Annotated in this window: 20 protein-coding genes; 11 read left to right on the forward strand and 9 right to left on the reverse strand. The window is 43.3% G+C overall.

Going from position 1 to position 16906, the window contains the following annotated elements; translation table 11 throughout:
- Positions 1 to 5: 5 nt before the first annotated feature.
- On the reverse strand, positions 6 to 350 hold the full coding sequence (locus tag MHB37_RS06150; protein WP_076128100.1) for a helix-turn-helix domain-containing protein: 345 nt from the start codon (positions 348 to 350) through the stop codon (positions 6 to 8).
- Positions 351 to 441: 91 nt separating this feature from the next.
- On the opposite strand from MHB37_RS06150, the gene MHB37_RS06155 reads away from it, so the two are divergent.
- From MHB37_RS06155 to MHB37_RS06200, 10 genes are all read left to right on the forward strand, one after another.
- Positions 442 to 702: a YqkE family protein gene (locus tag MHB37_RS06155; protein ID WP_036681837.1), complete on the forward strand. Its 261-nt coding sequence runs from the start codon at positions 442 to 444 to the stop codon at positions 700 to 702.
- A gap of 228 nt (positions 703 to 930) precedes the next feature.
- Positions 931 to 1878, forward strand: a complete 948-nt coding sequence (locus MHB37_RS06160; protein WP_405169044.1) for an ABC transporter permease — start codon at positions 931 to 933, stop codon at positions 1876 to 1878.
- Positions 1879 to 1880: 2 nt separating this feature from the next.
- Positions 1881 to 2825, forward strand: coding sequence for an iron chelate uptake ABC transporter family permease subunit (locus MHB37_RS06165; RefSeq protein ID WP_036681842.1), 945 nt, complete (start codon positions 1881 to 1883; stop codon positions 2823 to 2825).
- Positions 2819 to 3574 (forward strand): ABC transporter ATP-binding protein, encoded by a 756-nt coding sequence (locus tag MHB37_RS06170; RefSeq protein ID WP_036681845.1) that lies wholly within the window; start codon positions 2819 to 2821, stop codon positions 3572 to 3574. Before MHB37_RS06165 ends, MHB37_RS06170 begins: the two co-directional genes overlap by 7 nt.
- Before the next feature lie 122 nt (positions 3575 to 3696).
- The gene (locus tag MHB37_RS06175; RefSeq protein ID WP_282579687.1) at positions 3697 to 4701 is read left to right on the forward strand and encodes a siderophore ABC transporter substrate-binding protein; all 1005 of its coding nucleotides are present in this window, start codon (positions 3697 to 3699) and stop codon (positions 4699 to 4701) included.
- A gap of 167 nt (positions 4702 to 4868) precedes the next feature.
- A complete protein-coding gene (locus MHB37_RS06180; protein WP_036681849.1) occupies positions 4869 to 5372 on the forward strand; it encodes a sigma-70 family RNA polymerase sigma factor in 504 nt (167 codons plus the stop codon).
- Positions 5365 to 6558 carry an anti-sigma factor gene (locus MHB37_RS06185; protein ID WP_405169045.1) on the forward strand — a complete coding sequence of 398 codons (1194 nt, stop codon included), beginning with the start codon at positions 5365 to 5367 and terminating at the stop codon, positions 6556 to 6558. Before MHB37_RS06180 ends, MHB37_RS06185 begins: the two co-directional genes overlap by 8 nt.
- A 202-nt stretch (positions 6559 to 6760) precedes the next feature.
- Positions 6761 to 7267, forward strand: coding sequence for a metallophosphoesterase (locus MHB37_RS06190; protein ID WP_076128097.1), 507 nt, complete (start codon positions 6761 to 6763; stop codon positions 7265 to 7267).
- Between the two features lie 102 nt (positions 7268 to 7369).
- Positions 7370 to 7831, forward strand: coding sequence for an N-acetyltransferase (locus tag MHB37_RS06195; protein WP_076142175.1), 462 nt, complete (start codon positions 7370 to 7372; stop codon positions 7829 to 7831).
- 33 nt (positions 7832 to 7864) lie between these two features.
- Positions 7865 to 8587, forward strand: coding sequence for an HAD family hydrolase (locus tag MHB37_RS06200; protein WP_405169046.1), 723 nt, complete (start codon positions 7865 to 7867; stop codon positions 8585 to 8587).
- Between the two features lie 271 nt (positions 8588 to 8858).
- Here the strand turns inward: MHB37_RS06200 and MHB37_RS06205 are convergent, their stop codons facing one another.
- A complete protein-coding gene (locus MHB37_RS06205) occupies positions 8859 to 9965 on the reverse strand; it encodes an FAD:protein FMN transferase (RefSeq protein WP_076128094.1) in 1107 nt (368 codons plus the stop codon).
- A 173-nt stretch (positions 9966 to 10138) separates the two neighbouring features.
- Positions 10139 to 11071, reverse strand: a complete 933-nt coding sequence (locus MHB37_RS06210) for a glycosyltransferase family 2 protein (protein WP_340395141.1) — start codon at positions 11069 to 11071, stop codon at positions 10139 to 10141.
- Between the two features lie 236 nt (positions 11072 to 11307).
- Between MHB37_RS06210 and MHB37_RS06215 the strand changes: the two genes are divergently transcribed.
- On the forward strand, positions 11308 to 12030 hold the full coding sequence (locus MHB37_RS06215) for a DsbA family oxidoreductase (protein WP_076142179.1): 723 nt from the start codon (positions 11308 to 11310) through the stop codon (positions 12028 to 12030).
- 139 nt (positions 12031 to 12169) lie between these two features.
- On the opposite strand, the gene MHB37_RS06220 is transcribed toward MHB37_RS06215, so the two are convergent.
- The 6 genes from MHB37_RS06220 to MHB37_RS06245 all read right to left on the reverse strand — a co-directional run bounded on the left by MHB37_RS06220 (position 12170) and on the right by MHB37_RS06245 (position 16886).
- Complete coding sequence (locus tag MHB37_RS06220; RefSeq protein WP_076128088.1) at positions 12170 to 13750, reverse strand: oleate hydratase; 1581 nt, start codon at positions 13748 to 13750, stop codon at positions 12170 to 12172.
- A gap of 157 nt (positions 13751 to 13907) precedes the next feature.
- Complete coding sequence (locus tag MHB37_RS06225; RefSeq protein ID WP_036681438.1) at positions 13908 to 14477, reverse strand: TetR/AcrR family transcriptional regulator; 570 nt, start codon at positions 14475 to 14477, stop codon at positions 13908 to 13910.
- Between the two features lie 20 nt (positions 14478 to 14497).
- Positions 14498 to 14893: a hypothetical protein gene (locus MHB37_RS06230; RefSeq protein ID WP_405169047.1), complete on the reverse strand. Its 396-nt coding sequence runs from the start codon at positions 14891 to 14893 to the stop codon at positions 14498 to 14500.
- Positions 14894 to 14940: 47 nt separating this feature from the next.
- Complete coding sequence (locus tag MHB37_RS06235) at positions 14941 to 15462, reverse strand: hypothetical protein (protein ID WP_076185708.1); 522 nt, start codon at positions 15460 to 15462, stop codon at positions 14941 to 14943.
- A 153-nt stretch (positions 15463 to 15615) separates the two neighbouring features.
- Entirely contained in the window at positions 15616 to 16596 is a 981-nt protein-coding gene (locus MHB37_RS06240; RefSeq protein WP_405169048.1) for an RluA family pseudouridine synthase, read from the reverse strand.
- Positions 16597 to 16697: 101 nt separating this feature from the next.
- Positions 16698 to 16886: a CLC_0170 family protein gene (locus MHB37_RS06245; RefSeq protein WP_076185706.1), complete on the reverse strand. Its 189-nt coding sequence runs from the start codon at positions 16884 to 16886 to the stop codon at positions 16698 to 16700.
- Positions 16887 to 16906 lie beyond the last annotated feature (20 nt).

The raw sequence follows: 16906 nt of genomic DNA on the forward strand, positions 1-16906 counted from the left end.
AACGCTTACATTTTGAGAGTTGAATTTAGATTATCGGTGTCACAATCGACCCATTCTTTGGACCAACTCTGTAAGTCTCGGATGACTGATTCCAGGGCAAGACCTTTATCCGTCAAAGAATATTGGATCCGCACGGGGGTCTCTGGGAACACTTCTCGAAGAACGATCCCTTCCTGTTCCAGCTCTTTGAGCCGTTCGGAGAGCAGTCTTCCACTGATGGGCAATGCCGCTTCAATTACATTGAAACGTTGGGGTCCTTGAAGGAGCTGGTAGATAATTAAACCAGTCCAACGCCTGCCGATAATATCCATACTTTTTTGTAGCCGGGGACATAAATCATTGGACTTCATAGGGCTCACCTCTTAGTAAACATTATAAACGAAAAGACCAATAACTTAAACAAATTCCAATTTAATTCAGTACTAGAAAGGATGATGGACAGTGGCTAAAAAAAAGAAAATGCCTACCACACCAAGAGCCGCTACGAATGATGGCCCTGCTACGTTAAAAGATCTGCTAAGCAGTGATGTTCTAGGAAAGCTGAAGGCGCAATCTGATGCGTTGAAAGCGGAGGAAAATGACCGTAAAGAAGCTGCCCGTAAGGCAGTGGAAGATCAGCGCAAGGCTGAGCAGAAGCGGTTGGATAATGATTTTGCACATCTGCTGGAGAACAGTAATCAGGATTGGAAGAAATATAAATAAATCCTATAGCTTAGCGCTAAAAATATGGCAAAGATTAAAGAGGCACCCGTTAGGGTGTCTTTTTTTAGGTAACTTAAGCAGATAAGCCTAAGTCTTAATTATTTTAAATTTAAGTATATGAAAGGGTTGACCCTCAAAGTGGGCTTAGGTATAATTTAAAACATTGCGAATGAAAATCATTATCATAAAATCGCATGTGTAAACTATTAAACAGATAAGGAACAACTCATGAAACTAAAATATTTGTCCCTACTTCTAATAGTATTTTCATTTATATCTTTGTTTATAGGCGTTAAAGATATATCCCCATTAGATCTCTTTCATCTTACGGAATCTCAAGCACAGACCTTGCTAGTAAGCCGGATTCCCCGGTTAGCCGCATTGATTATCGCTGGAGTCAGCATGAGTATTGCCGGATTAATTATGCAACAGCTGTCACGCAATAAATTCGTCTCCCCGACTACGGCAGGGACGATGGATTCCGCGAAATTTGGTATTCTCGTATCCCTCATGTTATTCACAGGCGCAACGCCAATGCAGAAATTGCTGGTTGCTTTTGTTTTTGCACTATTGGGCACCTTTATTTTTATGAGAATCTTGGATCGGATCAAGTTCAAGGATAGTATTTTTATCCCGCTGGTCGGACTCATGTTCGGCAACATTGTAAGCTCGATTACAACATTTTTTGCGTATAAAAATGATTTGATTCAGAATATCTCGTCTTGGATGCTTGGAGATTTCTCAACGATTATCAAAGGCCAATACGAATTAATTTATATCAGCATTCCACTTGTCATTCTGGCGTATCTCTTCGCTAATAAATTTACGGTAGCCGGTATGGGCGAGGATTTCTCCGTTAATCTTGGCATGAATTACAAAGCGGTTGTCAACGTGGGATTGGTAATTGTAGCGTTAATCTCTTCTGTTGTCATTTTAACCGTAGGTACGATTCCATTTCTGGGTCTGGTAGTACCTAACATTGTAACGTTGTACATAGGAGATAACCTCAAAAAAAGTCTGGCGCATACAGCCATTCTCGGAGCGGTGTTCCTCCTGTTCTGCGATATTCTGGGCAGGCTCATTATCTATCCATATGAAATATCAATCAGTCTCACGGTAGGCGTCATCGGTAGTGGTCTGTTTATCTACTTGCTGATGAGAAGAAAGGCGAACTAGAGATGAAGACAAAACTAACTATATTATCTATAAGTGCTGTCGCCCTCATCGTCTTGTTTATGACGTATCATGCTTTGGGAAATTGGGACTACGTTCTGCCCAGCCGGGGAAGAAAGCTGGCGGCCATTCTGATTACCGGAGCTGTGATAGCTGTCTCTACCGTAGTTTTTCAGAGCATCACGAACAATCGTATTTTGACACCAAGTATTCTCGGGCTCGATTCCCTGTACATGTTAATCCAGACGTTCGGTGTATATGCCTTAGGTTCATCGAATATGACCTTTATGAATAAAAACATCAACTTCTTGTTCTCTGCGTGTCTCATGGTCCTGTTTTCAGGCGTATTGTATAAGCTAATGTTCCGTAGGGAAGGACAAAATATTTATTTCCTGCTGCTGGTAGGGCTGATCATGGGGACGATGTTCCAGAGCGCGTCTTCTTTTATGGAAGTGCTTATTGATCCGAACGAATTCCTGATTCTACAGGGGAAAATGTTCGCCAGCTTCAACAATGTCAGCAGTGACCTATTGATTCTTTCCACCATTGTTCTGACGCTAACTACGTTGTATTTCTTGCGATTTGTTAAGTATTTGGATGTTATTTCGCTTGGAAAAGATGAAGCCATTAATCTGGGCATCAATTATGACTATGTGGTCAAAAGGCTGCTAGTTATTGTATCTATCTACGTTTCGATCTCGACGGCTCTAGTCGGACCAATTACTTTCTTAGGTTTGTTGGTAGCTAATGTGGGACACCAGCTGTTCCGTACCTATAAGCATGCCTATCTGATTCCTGGAACGATTCTGCTGAGCATTGTTGCGCTTGTCGGCGGGCAGTTCCTGGTCGAACGTGTTTTTGGATTCAATACTACGGTTAGTGTGATTATCAATTTTGCAGGCGGCGTCTACTTCGTCTATCTGCTGTTAAAGGAGAATAAGTCGTGGTAGAAGTTAAAAATTTAACCAAACGTTATGGCGGAGTAACCGTCGTTGATGATGTGTCCTTGTCCATCAAAAAAGGCGCAATCACCTCGTTTATCGGACCAAATGGTGCGGGTAAAAGTACACTGCTCTCCATGATCAGCAGACTTATCTCCAAAGACGCAGGAGAGGTGCTGATCGAAGGTAAGGAAATCGGTACCTGCAAAAGTAATGAGCTTGCTCGTAAAATATCGGTGTTAAAGCAGTCCAATCATATTAGCGTACGCCTCACTGTGAAGGAGCTCGTTTCTTTTGGGAGATTCCCGTATTCACAGGGGAAGCTGAGTCCGGAGGATCGGGCGTTCGTTGACGAAGCGATTGCTTACATGGATCTCCAAGAGATGCAGGATAAATATATTGATCAGCTCAGTGGAGGACAACGCCAGCGGGCATATATTGCCATGGTTATGGCTCAGGATACAGAGTACATTCTGCTCGATGAACCGCTCAACAACCTTGATATGAAGCATTCCGTCCAAATTATGAAGGTGCTTCGCCGCTTGGTGGACGAGAAGGGGAAGACGATTGTGCTCGTTATCCACGATATTAACTTTGCATCTTGTTACTCTGACTACATTGTTGCGCTTAAAAATGGAAGAGTAGCTTCCTCGGGTACAGCGGATGAAATTATAGATTCTGCAGTTCTTAAAGAGGTATATGACATGGACATTCCTATTGAAACTATAGGAGGCCGAAAAATCGGTGTCTATTTCTAAAAAGGTAACTATTACTATGCGGATATTATTATGACGTAACGTAAGAAGTGAAAGGCGCCAGCTTCTTAACGCATACGCGAATAATTCAAATAGCTTCACTATAAAAATTAGGGGTGAATACATTGAAGAAGAACTTATCTTTACTGATTATGACAGTATTTCTTGCGGTAATCTTGGCGGCTTGCGGCTCCAATAATGCAGCAACTTCAAATAACAACACAGCAGCGGCAGGCAATTCGGAAGCTACTACAGCACCAACAACGGAAGCTACTACAGCACCGACAGAGCTTACTTTCAAGCATGCGCTTGGCGAAACAACTATCAAAAGCAATCCGCAAAAAGTGGTTGTTTTTGACTTCGGTACACTGGATACGCTGGATAAACTGGGTGTAGAGGTGACTGGAGTGCCTCAAAGTAATGTACCGGCTTATCTCTCTAAATATAACGATGCTAAATATGAGAATGTTGGGGGTTTGAAAGAGCCTGACTTCGAAAAAATAAACAGTCTTTCTCCGGACCTGATCATCATTTCCGGCAGACAACAGGATTCTTACGAAGAATTCAGCAAAATTGCACCTACTCTGTATGTGGCTGTAGATAATGCAAACTACATGGAATCTTTTACGAATAACGTGAAAATGCTGGGTCAAATTTTTGGAAAAGAAGCAGAAGTAGAAACTGAGCTTGCGACTATCAATGATTCCATCAAAGCTTTGAATACGAAGGCAACAGCTGATGGCAAAAAAGCACTTGTTATTCTTGCGAATGAAGGAAAAATCAGTGCTTACGGTGCAGGTTCCCGTTTTGGGATTATCCATGATGTGTTCGGATTTGCACAGGCTGATGATAAAATTGAAGTATCCACTCACGGACAAAGCGTATCCTACGAATATGTAGCGGATAAGAATCCGGATTATCTGTTTGTAGTGGACAGAGATGCGGCTGTGAAGAGTGATGGCGGCGAAGCCGGCTCAGCTAAAAAAGCAGTTGAAAACGATCTAGTGAAGAACACAAATGCCTTTAAAAACGGTAAAATCATTTACTTGGATCCTAACTACTGGTATTTGTCCGGTGGCGGTTTAATATCCGTTAGCGAAATGCTCAAAGAAGTTGAAGTTGTTCTGTAAGCAGAGTAACTTGGTGAATTAAAAAGCCTGTTGGCAGGAGTAATACTCCCTGCCAGCAGGCTTTTTTTCGCTTTTTTCCATGGAATTACTGGTATATTCATACTAGTTGCTAAATTTATCTGTAACTTTTCAGGCTGGGATACGTGGTTAGGTTAAGGGGGGAGTGCATGAAGCGAAAGTCATTGGATGAAATATATCAGATGTATGTGATGGATATTTACCGCTATTTGCGCTCCCTTTGTGGTGATCATTATGCGGCTGAAGATTTGATGCAAGAAACCTTTTATCGCGCTTATCTACATTTGGAGGATTGTAAAGAAGAGAAGATTAAGCCATGGTTGTTCCGTGTCGCTTATAACGCCTTCGTAGATTACAAGCGAAAGGAAGGCCGCAGTACAGTTCAGAGTGAGGATTATTTCAAAAAGCTTGCTCATCCAGATACCACAGAAAGCACACTGCTTCATCAGGAACGTTGGGAAGAGATGAGGATAGCAGTAGGTGAGCTACCGGACAATCAGAGAAATGCACTGCTGCTGCATGATTTTCATGGGCTGAGTTATCGGGAAGCATCGGACATTATGGATGTGGGCTTGTCCCAATATAAGATATTGATCTTTCGGGCCAGACAGAAGCTGCGTGAGGCAGAGCGGAGGAGAAATGAACATGAGTGAAGAGTTTAAGGAGAAGTTAAGAAGGTATGGCGAAGGCACTCTTGCTGATGAGGATAGGGATGAGGTTGAACGTGAGCTAGAGAAGATGGAAGCTTACCAGGCCTATCTGGATGAACTGATGGGCGAAGAAAAGCCGGCTTCAGAAGAGGAGAAGAGCATAAAATTCGGAAAGGGTAAAAGAAACAGACCCGGCAAAGAAAAAAAGATCATCCGCCGTGGCAAGTGGAAAGCACGTATATCAAATACTTTGACGGTGATTTCTGCATTTTTGATTTTTTTGATCGTCAGCAGTATCATCACAGCGGTATTTTATGGCACTGGAGAAAGAGGAGAGACTTACCGTGATGTCGTTTCTTCCGCAATTGCTGTTTCACAGCCGAATACAATCGTCCATTTGAGTAGCGATTCCGGACCGTTTTTTAGTATGAATCTGCAGGGTGAAATAATAAAACAAATTGGTGATGCGCGGATTAATGTTGGAGATTATTCGATGAAGTTTCTATTAGGCTGGCCCAGAATATATAGTTATTCATGGACATATGAACGCAGTGGGACAGGTAATTACTTTATCTATCCCACTGAGAGCCAGTCTGCAGAAAATAGGATGGATGACAGCAGTGAGTGGGAAAAACTAGAAAAGCTCCCTGAAGGTACGGTAGGAGAAGCCTATTTGTCTTTTGAACAATTTTTTACGACAGATGAGCTATTGAAGAAGTTTCAGCATAAAAATCTTGAGCTTTTATGGTTCGCAGCAGATACAGGTCCAAGGACACAAGAGCCAGTAATAAATGATCCCTTAGGATTTCCAAGTACGCCCATCTGGCATGCCGATGATATGAAGGTGACACAAGAGTCAAAGAAAAAGTGGGGTTGGTTTGGAGGGGGGACTAGCCGCACGAGTGTTTCTCCATCTGTTGACTCATATGGGGATGGTGAACTTCGTAATGCGAACTTCCTTAAGACACTGCACTTAATGCAGGAGCATAAATCGATCGCCAACAAGGTAATTCCGTTTATTGATCTGGATGACTCCATTAGTTATCTGGAGAAGAACGGAGTTAGGCTGTATGGAGCTGTCGTAACCGGTCCGGTTAAAGAGTTGCTCAAGTTAAAGGAAGAAAAATGGGTCAGTAATATTCATGTTGAAGAAGTAAGATTATGGAATTGGCAGGATAGAGAGAACTGAGTTGGGATGCTAAATACTGTAGAAGGTAGTAAGCATAAATGATTTCTTTGGAATTACTTAATGGCAGCCGGATATGCCCTGTGTTAGTGGGGTGTACCCGGCTTTTCTGTGTGGGAGAAGTCACAGAACTTGCTTCTCGTTTAAGCAAATCGTACAATTATTTGAATATGAGATGAGTATGATAGATTAGGAGCTGAGTTATATGAAAGTAGGCGTGGTATCAGATACACATATGACAAGAATGGCTAAGTCTCTGCCCAAAGCACTTGTTGCTGAATTCCGGAATGTAGACTTGATTCTACATCTTGGAGATTGGGTGAGTATGGGAATCTACGATTTGTTGGCTGAATTGGCTCCAGTGGAAGGGATTGCTGGGAATAACGATGGAATAGAGATCATCGAGCGTTTCGGGGAGCGTAAGCTGCTAACGCTTGAGGGAGTCCGGATCGGAATGGTCCATGGTCATACGCCACACTCCCGCAAAGGAACGGACGGGAATGCGTTGCTTGCTTTTGCGAACGATAAGGTGGATTGTATTTTATTCGGTCATTCGCATCAGCCTTTATTGCGGGAAGAGAATGGGATTCTGCTCTTTAATCCAGGATCGCCAACGGATAAACGACGTGAGAAACTGTATTCCATCGGAATTTTGGATATCGAAGAGGGTAAAGTCAGTGCCCGGCATGTGTTCTACGATTCCAAAGAATAAGAATAATTGTCCAAATGATCTGGCGTTCGCTCCATGGTGCACGGTACGGCTGAAATATACAATAACGTTAAAACGGCCCAAGCCGGAAAGTGAGCGTTGAGGATGAACAACTATCGTATTGAACGTGTGATCTATGATGATTTGGAACGGCTTATCCCATTGTTTGATGAGTATCGGGTATTTTATGGGGCAGTCTCTGATCTGGATGGTGCACGTGCTTTTTTATCAGATCGATTGAAGCTGAACGAATCGGTAATCTTTATTGCGGTGGGGGGAGAAGGCGAGGAGAAACGAGCGTGGGGCTTCACTCAGCTCTATCCCTCTTTTTCATCGGTCTCTATGGAGCGTCTCTGGATATTGAATGATCTATATGTAACTACGGAACTGCGAGGTCATGGGCTCGGCTCCAAGCTGCTGGAAAGTGCCAGAGCTCATGCGCTCGCTACGAATACGAAGGGCTTGTCCCTGACAACAATGACGGCGAATGTGGGGGCACAGCGTTTATATGAAGCGCATGGCTACATTCGGGATGATGATTTTTATACCTATAACCTTTTTTTCTAAAGCTAGAGAGAAAGACGAGTAAGGGGCGTTAAAGTGGATACAAGTAATAAGCTGGCAATCTTTTTTGACCTTGATGATACCTTATATGATCATTTGATTCCTTTTAAAGAAGCGGTGCGTCAAGTACTTAAACCGGATGAGAGCAGTCTGGACTTTGCGGAATTATTTTATAAAGTAAGACATCATAGTGATGTATTATGGCCTATGTATTTACGTGGAGAAATTCCGCTGGAGGAGACAAGGGTACGCCGATTGGAGCTTGCTTTTACAGAGTATGGTTTACAGCTTGATCGTGATCAAGCCACGGCGGTACAAGCGGCTTACATTGGCCGTCAGTACACCATTCAAATGATAGATGGAGTCCGGGAGCAATTGGAAAGGTTCATTACTGCTGGTCATAAAGTAGGCATCATTACGAATGGACCCAAAGATCATCAAATGAAAAAGATTCGCGGATTAGGTCTGGATCAGATGATCCCCGAGGAGATGATTTTTATTTCTGACGCTGTAGGTCTGGCCAAACCAGATCCGCAACTCTTTTTGCATGTAAATCAGAAGTCTGGTACTTCACCAGACCATTCACTTTATATTGGCGATACCTGGGCTAATGATGTAGTAGGAGCGCTTGCGGCTGGCTGGAAGGTCTGCTGGTATAATCCGAGAGGCAGACAGCCGGCTACGGATCATAAGCCTAGTTATATTTTCACGAATTATAAGGAATTTAGCGAGTTGCCTTTGGTGCTGCAAAAATCTTGATCAGGAATTAATTAGGGAAAAACTCCCTGAAATTAACCGGTTAGAGCGCGAAATTGAGGTTATTGGGGATTTCCTCCCTAATAAAACCTAAATAAGCACGGTTATAGCCATATTCGGGTGATTTTCAGGGAGGTTTTCCCTGATTATCAGGCTGCTGGACGATGAATGGGCGATGAATATCCCTCAGCTACGCCAAAGAACCTTTATCCACAACAAAAGAGCTTGCCTCCCAAAGCCAATAATGGCTTTATGGGGGCAAGCTCTATTTCATTTAATCAGCGAAGCTGTACGTAGGGTCAGTCAGATTCATTCTTTCTTTAATGCCTGGTGTGGCGTAGATTTTGTTGTCATCGGTAATAAAGAAAGCCTCTACATCTTCAGGTAACGACTCCAGATATTTCATGCCTTCTTCGATCCCCATCAAGAATACCCCAGTGGACAAAGCGTCCGCATCTGTTGCATTAGGGCTCATAATGGTCAAGCTTTTGAGACCGTTCTGAGAAGGATAACCTGTGCGTGGATCAAGAATATGGTGGTAACGAACATTGTCTTGCATAAAATAACGTTCATAAACACCAGAAGCATCGATGACCTCATCCGCGATTTTAATCGTTCCTAGCTGTGTGCCGCGGCTTTGATCAGGGTCTTGCAGGCCAATATTCCAATCCGTTCCGTTTGGTTTCGTACCTAACGCAATAATACTGCTGCCGCCGAGGTTGATCATTGCACTGTTAAGGCCTTGCTCTTTTAAATAATCAGCGATACGGTCAGCAGCATACCCTTTGCCGATACCTCCAAGATCCAGTACCATATTTTCCTTCAGTAGCTTCACGGTCTTAGCAGCTTCGTCAATTTCAACGTCTCTGTAATTGGTTAGGCTCTTGGCTGCATCGATAGCTGCTGGATCAGGGACTTTATCCCCGCCACTACCGATGTTCCAGAGGTCGATCAGCGGACCAATCGTGGGATCGAATAGCCCGTCCATTTCTTTTGCATATTGCACCGATTGTTTTACAACATCTAAGGTCTCTTCCGAAACGACAACCGCTTCTTTTCCTGCTGCTTGATTGACTGCGTAAACCTCGCCGCCTTCTTTTGTACGGCTAAGCTCCATATCCATTCGCTCCAGCATTTGCTGGATATCATCCATATTTTTTTGGGCTACATTTTCTCCGAACACTTTGATATTCACGACCGTGTCATAGATATAAAAGGTCTGTGAGAGTGACTTGGCTTCGCCTTTTCCTGAAGCTGTTGCGCCACCTGGTGTTTCCGTCGCTTTGTCATCCTTATTTTTAGTAATTAGCCAAGCGCCGACAGCTATGACGACGATGAGGATAACAACGAGGATCAACGTCGTTTTTTTGTTCTTGAACATATTCCACCATCCATAAAGTTAGTTTCTAAAACACATTATCACTATCATACCCTAGATCAGAAGTTGATGGAAATTAATTTCATGGCATATTTAGGTACAACTCCGTCTGCACGAAAAAAAAGCCCCGCAATCTGATTCGGAGCAACGCTGTGAATATAGAGGTAGCTATTAAGCTAATCTAGCATGTATTCACGGTATTTGTTTTTACGAGGATTCATTACGAAAAGGATTCCCTTGGCATAACCGCTAACGGCTTTGAAATTTCGTTTGAGAGTTTCTTTGCCTGTCAGACAGGTTAACGTCCAGATCAAAGCGGCATAATTCATAGGGGGTGCTTTACGTAAGTTGAGCAGATAATAATGATTGATGGCAGTAGCTCTTGCAACAACGCCCGCCTTATCCCGAGAACCCGGCGACTCATGATGAATGATTTTCATAGCCGGGTTAATGACAAGCTTGCCATAACGGCTAGCCAAATGGGACAAGTAAATATCTTCGGCAATGGAGTAACTTGTCATCCAGGGATAGGGTTTCATATCTTGTAATGCTGAGCGCCGGAATGACATATTGCAGCCGTGAAAAAAATCTGTCTCAAAAACCTGCTCCTTCTCTCCCCACAGGAATAGGGAGCCTGCAAACATGCTTGGGGATAATCTGCCCGGGGATCCGGACATTTGTCCGGTCAGCATGCCAAACAGCCGGCCCGGTTTGCTGCTGCGCATGCCTTTTGCCACACCGCCTACACCGACAATTGAATCGTCCGCTGCATAAGTATCAAGTAATCGTCGAATATATAAGGAATCATCTAATTCTGCATCATCGTCTAAATGAAGCACAATTTCAGCATTTACTAATCCAAGTGACTCATAACGGGAAAGCCAGAGTCCCGGATTAGTCTTACGATGATATCGAAACTCAGCCTGTGGCAATTTGTTCAGTATGTTACGATAATAGGTTAATCTTTCTACAGGAATCTCACCGTCATCTACAATCCAGAGCTCGATGGAGACATTCTCTAGCTGTGTCTGCTTGCTAATAGACTCTATGCACACTGTAAGGTCGTTTATACGGTTACGGGTAGGTATCACTATAGATACATCATGCATATGGGGATCTCCCTTCGGAATTTCTGGTGTTAACTTTATTCTATCTGCCCTGAAGGGGAGCGTATATACCACTTTCGTTTACTTTTTGCTTTAACATTCACGTCTATAAATGTTATTTTAATAAAAGTTAAGTTTGTAATTTTGAGTTTTTAACTATATAATAGTAAGTGACGTATATTTAGTTATTACTCTTATATAGCAGCTACAAATTATCAATAATATTAGGAGGTTTTTTCGTGAGAATAGATATCTGGTCCGATTATGCATGTCCTTTTTGTTATATTGGCAAAAGACGGTTGGAGAATGCGCTAAGCCAATTCCCGAACCGTGATCAAGTGGAGGTAGTATTCCGTAGCTTTCAACTGGATCCACATGCAGAGGTAAGTACAGACAAGAGTATTCATGAGCTGCTGGCTACCAAATACGGGATGACCGTCGAAAAGGCAAAAGCAATGAACGCACAACTAGCGGAGCAAGCTAAAGATGTGGGCTTGGAATTTAATTTTGATACAGTGAAGCATACCAACACTTTTGACAGTCACCGACTGAGTCATTTTGCAAGCACAAAGGGAAAAGGTGCAGAAATGTCCGAACGTCTGCTGCGCGCCTACTTTACGGATTCATTAAATCTTGGAGATCGCAGTGTACTGGCTTCACTCGCTGCTGAAGTAGGTCTGGATCAAGCAGAAGCTGCGGCAATGCTGGAAACGGATGCTTTTGCGAATGAGGTTAATGGCGATATTGAAGAAGGAAGCCGTCTTAATATTACCGGTGTACCTTTCTTTGTATTCAACAATAAATATGCTTTATCTGGTGCACAACCAGGTCCTGTATTTACAGAGGTACTGGATACTGTGTGGGCGGAGGAACAAGCAGGGCCAACATTACAAGTGGTTGGTAAGGGGAATTCTGAAGTATCCACCGATGATGGCTGCGCAGATGGATCTTGCAATATTTAAAGTTTAGATTCGAGTAAAACAAAAGAGCTGAGGGAGCCCTCAGCTCTTTTGTGTTTCGATAAAACTGTTCTTTTGTTGCTTCCCACACTCAAAAACAAGCGCTCCCGATATCCGGAAGCGCTCGCTGCTGATTGTTGTTTTATCTGAAAGATGTAACAAAGCTTGAGAATAGTGTACGTACATCGTATTGATATTGGTTGATTGGCTCGATAGGCCGTTCGATACCAAGTAGAGTATATACCGCAATTCTCGCTGCTCTCACGGAGTATTCTTCAGTGAATACAACGTCATCTGGAATTTCACAGAATTGTCCAATAAAGGCCAGGTTCGTGGAACCCTCAGGGACAACTTTTGGTCGGTCACTATTGAGTCTAGGCATGAACTGAGAAGTGATATAAGGCATCATGCAAGGAATACAGTTGGCGGTAGCCATGATCTCGTCCTTATGTTCTTCAAAGTGAAGATGACCGATCAATTCTTGCATGATTTCTTCGCCGGTACAATCACACATTCTCTTTTTCACGAAATCCCCAACTTTGTCTGGATACAGTCCGTAACCCCAGAACACTTTAACATGCTCAGGTTGATTGCGGAAATGCGGTTGGTAGGCCAGTACAACGGACATAAACCAGCTCGAATCCTTGAATGTGACCAAAGCGCCTGTGCCGGCACGGTTACGTGTGAAATTTTCCATCAGATCGAAGAATTTGGAGTCATGGAACGTTACAGTAAAGGACTCCCATTTCGAACCGTCTACATGATCATCGAACGAAGAAGGATTGCCAAGACTTGGTTTCTTGGAAGCGATGTTTTCCCATAATTTCCACGAGCTTCCCTTGCCGTTAAGGCGTGGAGCAGAAGTCATAGAACCAAGGCTGGAGCCTTCGGTCATAGAACCGTTTGTGATAATCACGAGATCATCTTCTTTTACATCAATCACATCTTTGACACCTTCGCGCACTACATTCATTTGGGTTACGGTAATTCCGTCACCTTTTTTGAACTGCAGATCAGTCACTGTACATTTCAGTGTGAAATCGACACCGAATGGTTCAAGATATTTGTGCAAAGGCAGAATGATGGAATCATATTGGTTATAAGGAGTGCGGGTTACGCCTTCCAGTGTTTGAATTCTTGGGAATTCATGGAAGAAACGGAGCATATATCTTTTAAACTCTACAGCGCTGTGCCAAGGTTGAAATGCAAAAGTAGTAGCCCACATATACCAGAAGTTAGTTGTGAAAAAGTGAGGGGCGAACCAGTCGTTGATACGCGCTTTCCCCATTTTATCTTCTGGTGTAATAATCAGCTTGCCCATAGCGAGACGATCAGCCATATCAAAACCCATGGACAATACATCTTCTACTTTGCCGTCTTTATTTACTAGTCTGGCGTTTGAGTGTGTTGGATTAGCGGTATCAAAAGCAATAATTTCATCCCGCACAGACAACCCCGGACGGTCGACAGAAGGAATCGTTGTTAATAGTTCCCAGAGATTTTCATAAGCTTCATCGTTGAGCATACGGCCGCCGCGGACAACGTAACCATGTTCAGCGTCACCTGCGCCGTCATTGCTACCACCAAGAATCTTCATCTCTTCAATAATGTGAATGTTTTGTCCCGGAAAATCACAGTCTCTGACCAGGTAAGCAGCGCCCGCTAGGGATGCAATTCCGCCACCGACAAAATAAACCTGTCTATTACCGTACTCTTTTTTCACAATGGTCGCCTCCAAGTAGTTGTTTAAATAATCACACTCTTAATGTAAACCAACTCCTATTTTGAAGGTATAATCAAACTCTTTAGAGTGTCTGGATTTTTGTCATTATGGGTGATCTGTCTAGTTTTTAGACAAAAAAAACCGCTGCAACCAAAGGTTACAACGGATGGTTCTCATATTTGTGTAAAGCTTTCAGAAAATTTCCTTCAATTAGATCACTTAGCTTCTCAATCATATGGTGCGGTTGTTCCTTCATGCCTTCTCTCATCCACTGAATGATTAGGCCTGTGAAGGCTAGCGTATAGAAATTGGCTATAAAATGCTTGTCTTCTTCGCAAACCTCCATCCCGGAGGACAGCTCGTTTATAACCCCCATGATGAGATCGTTTGTCACCTCGTACAGATATGCATCCAGGTGATTTCTGCCTAGTGAATTTAGCGTGTTACAGCAAAAGGATTTATTCCGCTCAATATAGCAGAAGATTCTATAAAAACCGTCCGTCCAAGTGCTGTAGCTGCGATACTGGGCGAGGCTTTCGACAGCCTCAGTCTTATAGATCCAACCTAGCAAATCAAATATATCCTGAAAATGATAATAAAAGGTTTGTCTGTTTAGTCCGCAATGGTCCACTAGTTGTTTAACAGTAATTTTATTGAGCGGTGTATGCTCCATTAGTTCTTTTAAAGAATGGGACAATGCATTTTTGGTTAGAAAAGAATTGGACAACAGCGTTTCACCTCTTCCATTCAAGACTTCGATGCTCGCGTATACAGCAGACGAATACCTTCCGCTAATAAACCCAGTGCAAATCCGGCACATGAAAATAAGGAAAATGCGAGGAAGCCTGCGAGATCCTCCCAACCGGACATCTCTTTGTAGGTGTAGCCCAGCATAAATGCCGCGCCTATGATTATTCCCGCCGTACTAAATACCCAGAGCAGACGTGCTCCGAGCCAGCCTAAAGTGTTGACGATGCCTGCCACTATTACGGAAAAAAGAGCAAAGCGCAGTAAGAGTGTGGTATCCATTTCTTGGGCCAGCATCACAAATCGGTGCAGAGGGAAAAGAAGCCATAGCAGAATGGCATAAACGGTCATCCAGAGAAACCAACGTTTACTTTTGGCAGCAGGCAGGAATTTCATTTCATGCACACCTCTTTTCCCATAGTTCGAACGTTAAAAAGTAGGAATTATACCGTGAAGGATTCCAGTTCTTCTGCACTTTGCAGCAGGTGGCTTAGCAGGTTTGGAATGTCCTCCATTTGTTCTTCTGTAAGTTGTCTTTTGAATTGCAGCTCGATGCAGTTATTGTAAGTTTCACTTTCCTGGCCATATATGAAGCTTAAAGATTGCACAGGCTGGAAATCAGGTCCCCAGATCGCTTTTAGAATACTGTCTATCGCCTGACATTCGCTAGGAATATCTTCGACTTCCATATAAAAACGAAGTGAAAGATTACAGCCGGGATCCGTATTAGGAACCTCCATGATTTCATCGCTGAGATCTTTCGTGGTCGAAGTGAGCAGGATTTCGGCGGTTACTTTCCTGCCTGCAGTTAATTGGAAGGAGAGACTGAACTCTCTGGACATCAGCGCCATATTCAGAAGGTCGGAGCGATCCGTAACCACCAGTATTCCGTCTAAATTATCGTAGTCATAAACCTGGTTCTCAAAGGCGATCTTAATATTATCGAAAACAGTAGGATGGAACAATAAGGGCACCTTCTTTGTTTATTTATATTGTAACATGATGTGATAGGAAGTTAAAAAAAGACGCCCAGGACCAAATGGACCGGGCATCTTGTGTAGAAGTTACGGCTTCCTATAAGCGGGAAGGCTCGTCAGTCGTGGGTATACGTTCAATTCTTAGTTTGTAGGCGCAGGCGCAGTATATTTCAGGAACGTCTTCGGAATCGGGCTCTCAAAGGTCATTAGTTCTCCAGTGGTTGGATGAATAAAAGAGAGCACTCGAGCATGTAGGCCAAGTCTTCCTACCGTTTTGGTCTCTGCCCCATATTTCTTGTCACCTGCGATAGGGTGGCCGATATCTGCCATATGCACCCGAATCTGATTTTTTCGTCCGGTTTCGAGCTTAACCTCTAGCAAGGAAAAATGGCGGTTAGCCTGAATAAGTTTATAATGTGTAATTGCATGTAGTCCATCGCCTTCATGAGGACTGGAATACATTTTAAGGGTTGAGGTTTCTTTGAGCCAAGAGCTTATCTTGCCTTCAGGTCTTTTAACCGCGCCTTCGACGAGCGCTACGTAAGAACGTTCCTTCACAGTATCTTTCCACGTAGTTTGTAATGCCTGCTGAATCCGTTCGCTTTTGGCAAACATCATTACGCCTGAAGTATCTCTGTCCAAACGGTGTACGACAAAAATCCGATTTTTTGGATTGCTAACACGGACATGCTCCATAAGCTGGCGGTAAGCCGTCAATTCATTTTCTTCCGCAGTGGCGATAGATAGCAGTCCAGCATCCTTTTGAACAATAATCAGGTCATCATCCTCATGAACGATTTTAAGTCCGATCATCTCTGCTGTTTGTACAGGCTTCTCTTGATCAATAGTAACGTTTTGACCCGGATGCAGTTGGAAATTATGCTGTGTAACTACCTTATCATTCACCGACACTTGTCCACGCGATAGGATGGATTTAATCGCATTTCGTCCTCGACCCGTGACGTGGGTGAGTAAGAAGGGCAACAGTTCAGAAGGTTCGTTTACAGTAAAAGACTTGGGTGCTGAGGGTGCTTTAGTTTTATGGTTAAGCTTGCCAGTAGGCTTGCTGTGAGAACGAGTACCTCTTTTGGCTGTTTCTTTAGGATTTCTTCTTGAGTTCATGGATGCATTCTCCGTCCTTTAATATTGTACTCCTCAATATACCATGGGCTGTGAAGAAATACTATGGAGAGGGCAGGCGTACTGGTTTGATTTGTAAATGCTCATAAATAGAACAGCTGGGCCAATCCAAGTAGCAGGAATAAACCGAGATATACCCAGCCTAACACGCGGGCATATTTTTTTTCCCGGTGCATAGCATTGACTGCATATATTTTAGTATCCACAGTAAGCAACAGAACACTGGAGATCAGCAGCGCAACAATTACGTAGGTTAGCTGGTGATAGAGCATAGTAGAGCCTCCCATAAACG

The sequence above is a fragment of the Paenibacillus sp. FSL H3-0286 genome (genome assembly GCF_045040705.1).
GTDB classification, from domain to species: Bacteria; Bacillota; Bacilli; order Paenibacillales; family Paenibacillaceae; genus Paenibacillus_AQ; species Paenibacillus_AQ odorifer.

Coding starts and splice junctions, on each gene's coding strand:
- MHB37_RS06150 (WP_076128100.1), bottom strand. CDS start 350: ATGAAGTCCAATGATTTATGTCCCCGGCTACAAAAAAGTATGGATATT.
- MHB37_RS06160 (WP_405169044.1), top strand. CDS start 931: ATGAAACTAAAATATTTGTCCCTACTTCTAATAGTATTTTCATTTATA.
- MHB37_RS06165 (WP_036681842.1), top strand. CDS start 1,881: ATGAAGACAAAACTAACTATATTATCTATAAGTGCTGTCGCCCTCATC.
- MHB37_RS06180 (WP_036681849.1), top strand. CDS start 4,869: ATGAAGCGAAAGTCATTGGATGAAATATATCAGATGTATGTGATGGAT.
- MHB37_RS06185 (WP_405169045.1), top strand. CDS start 5,365: ATGAGTGAAGAGTTTAAGGAGAAGTTAAGAAGGTATGGCGAAGGCACT.
- MHB37_RS06190 (WP_076128097.1), top strand. CDS start 6,761: ATGAAAGTAGGCGTGGTATCAGATACACATATGACAAGAATGGCTAAG.
- MHB37_RS06195 (WP_076142175.1), top strand. CDS start 7,370: ATGAACAACTATCGTATTGAACGTGTGATCTATGATGATTTGGAACGG.
- MHB37_RS06205 (WP_076128094.1), bottom strand. CDS start 9,965: ATGTTCAAGAACAAAAAAACGACGTTGATCCTCGTTGTTATCCTCATC.
- MHB37_RS06210 (WP_340395141.1), bottom strand. CDS start 11,071: ATGCATGATGTATCTATAGTGATACCTACCCGTAACCGTATAAACGAC.
- MHB37_RS06230 (WP_405169047.1), bottom strand. CDS start 14,893: ATGAAATTCCTGCCTGCTGCCAAAAGTAAACGTTGGTTTCTCTGGATG.
- MHB37_RS06240 (WP_405169048.1), bottom strand. CDS start 16,596: ATGAACTCAAGAAGAAATCCTAAAGAAACAGCCAAAAGAGGTACTCGT.
- MHB37_RS06245 (WP_076185706.1), bottom strand. CDS start 16,886: ATGCTCTATCACCAGCTAACCTACGTAATTGTTGCGCTGCTGATCTCC.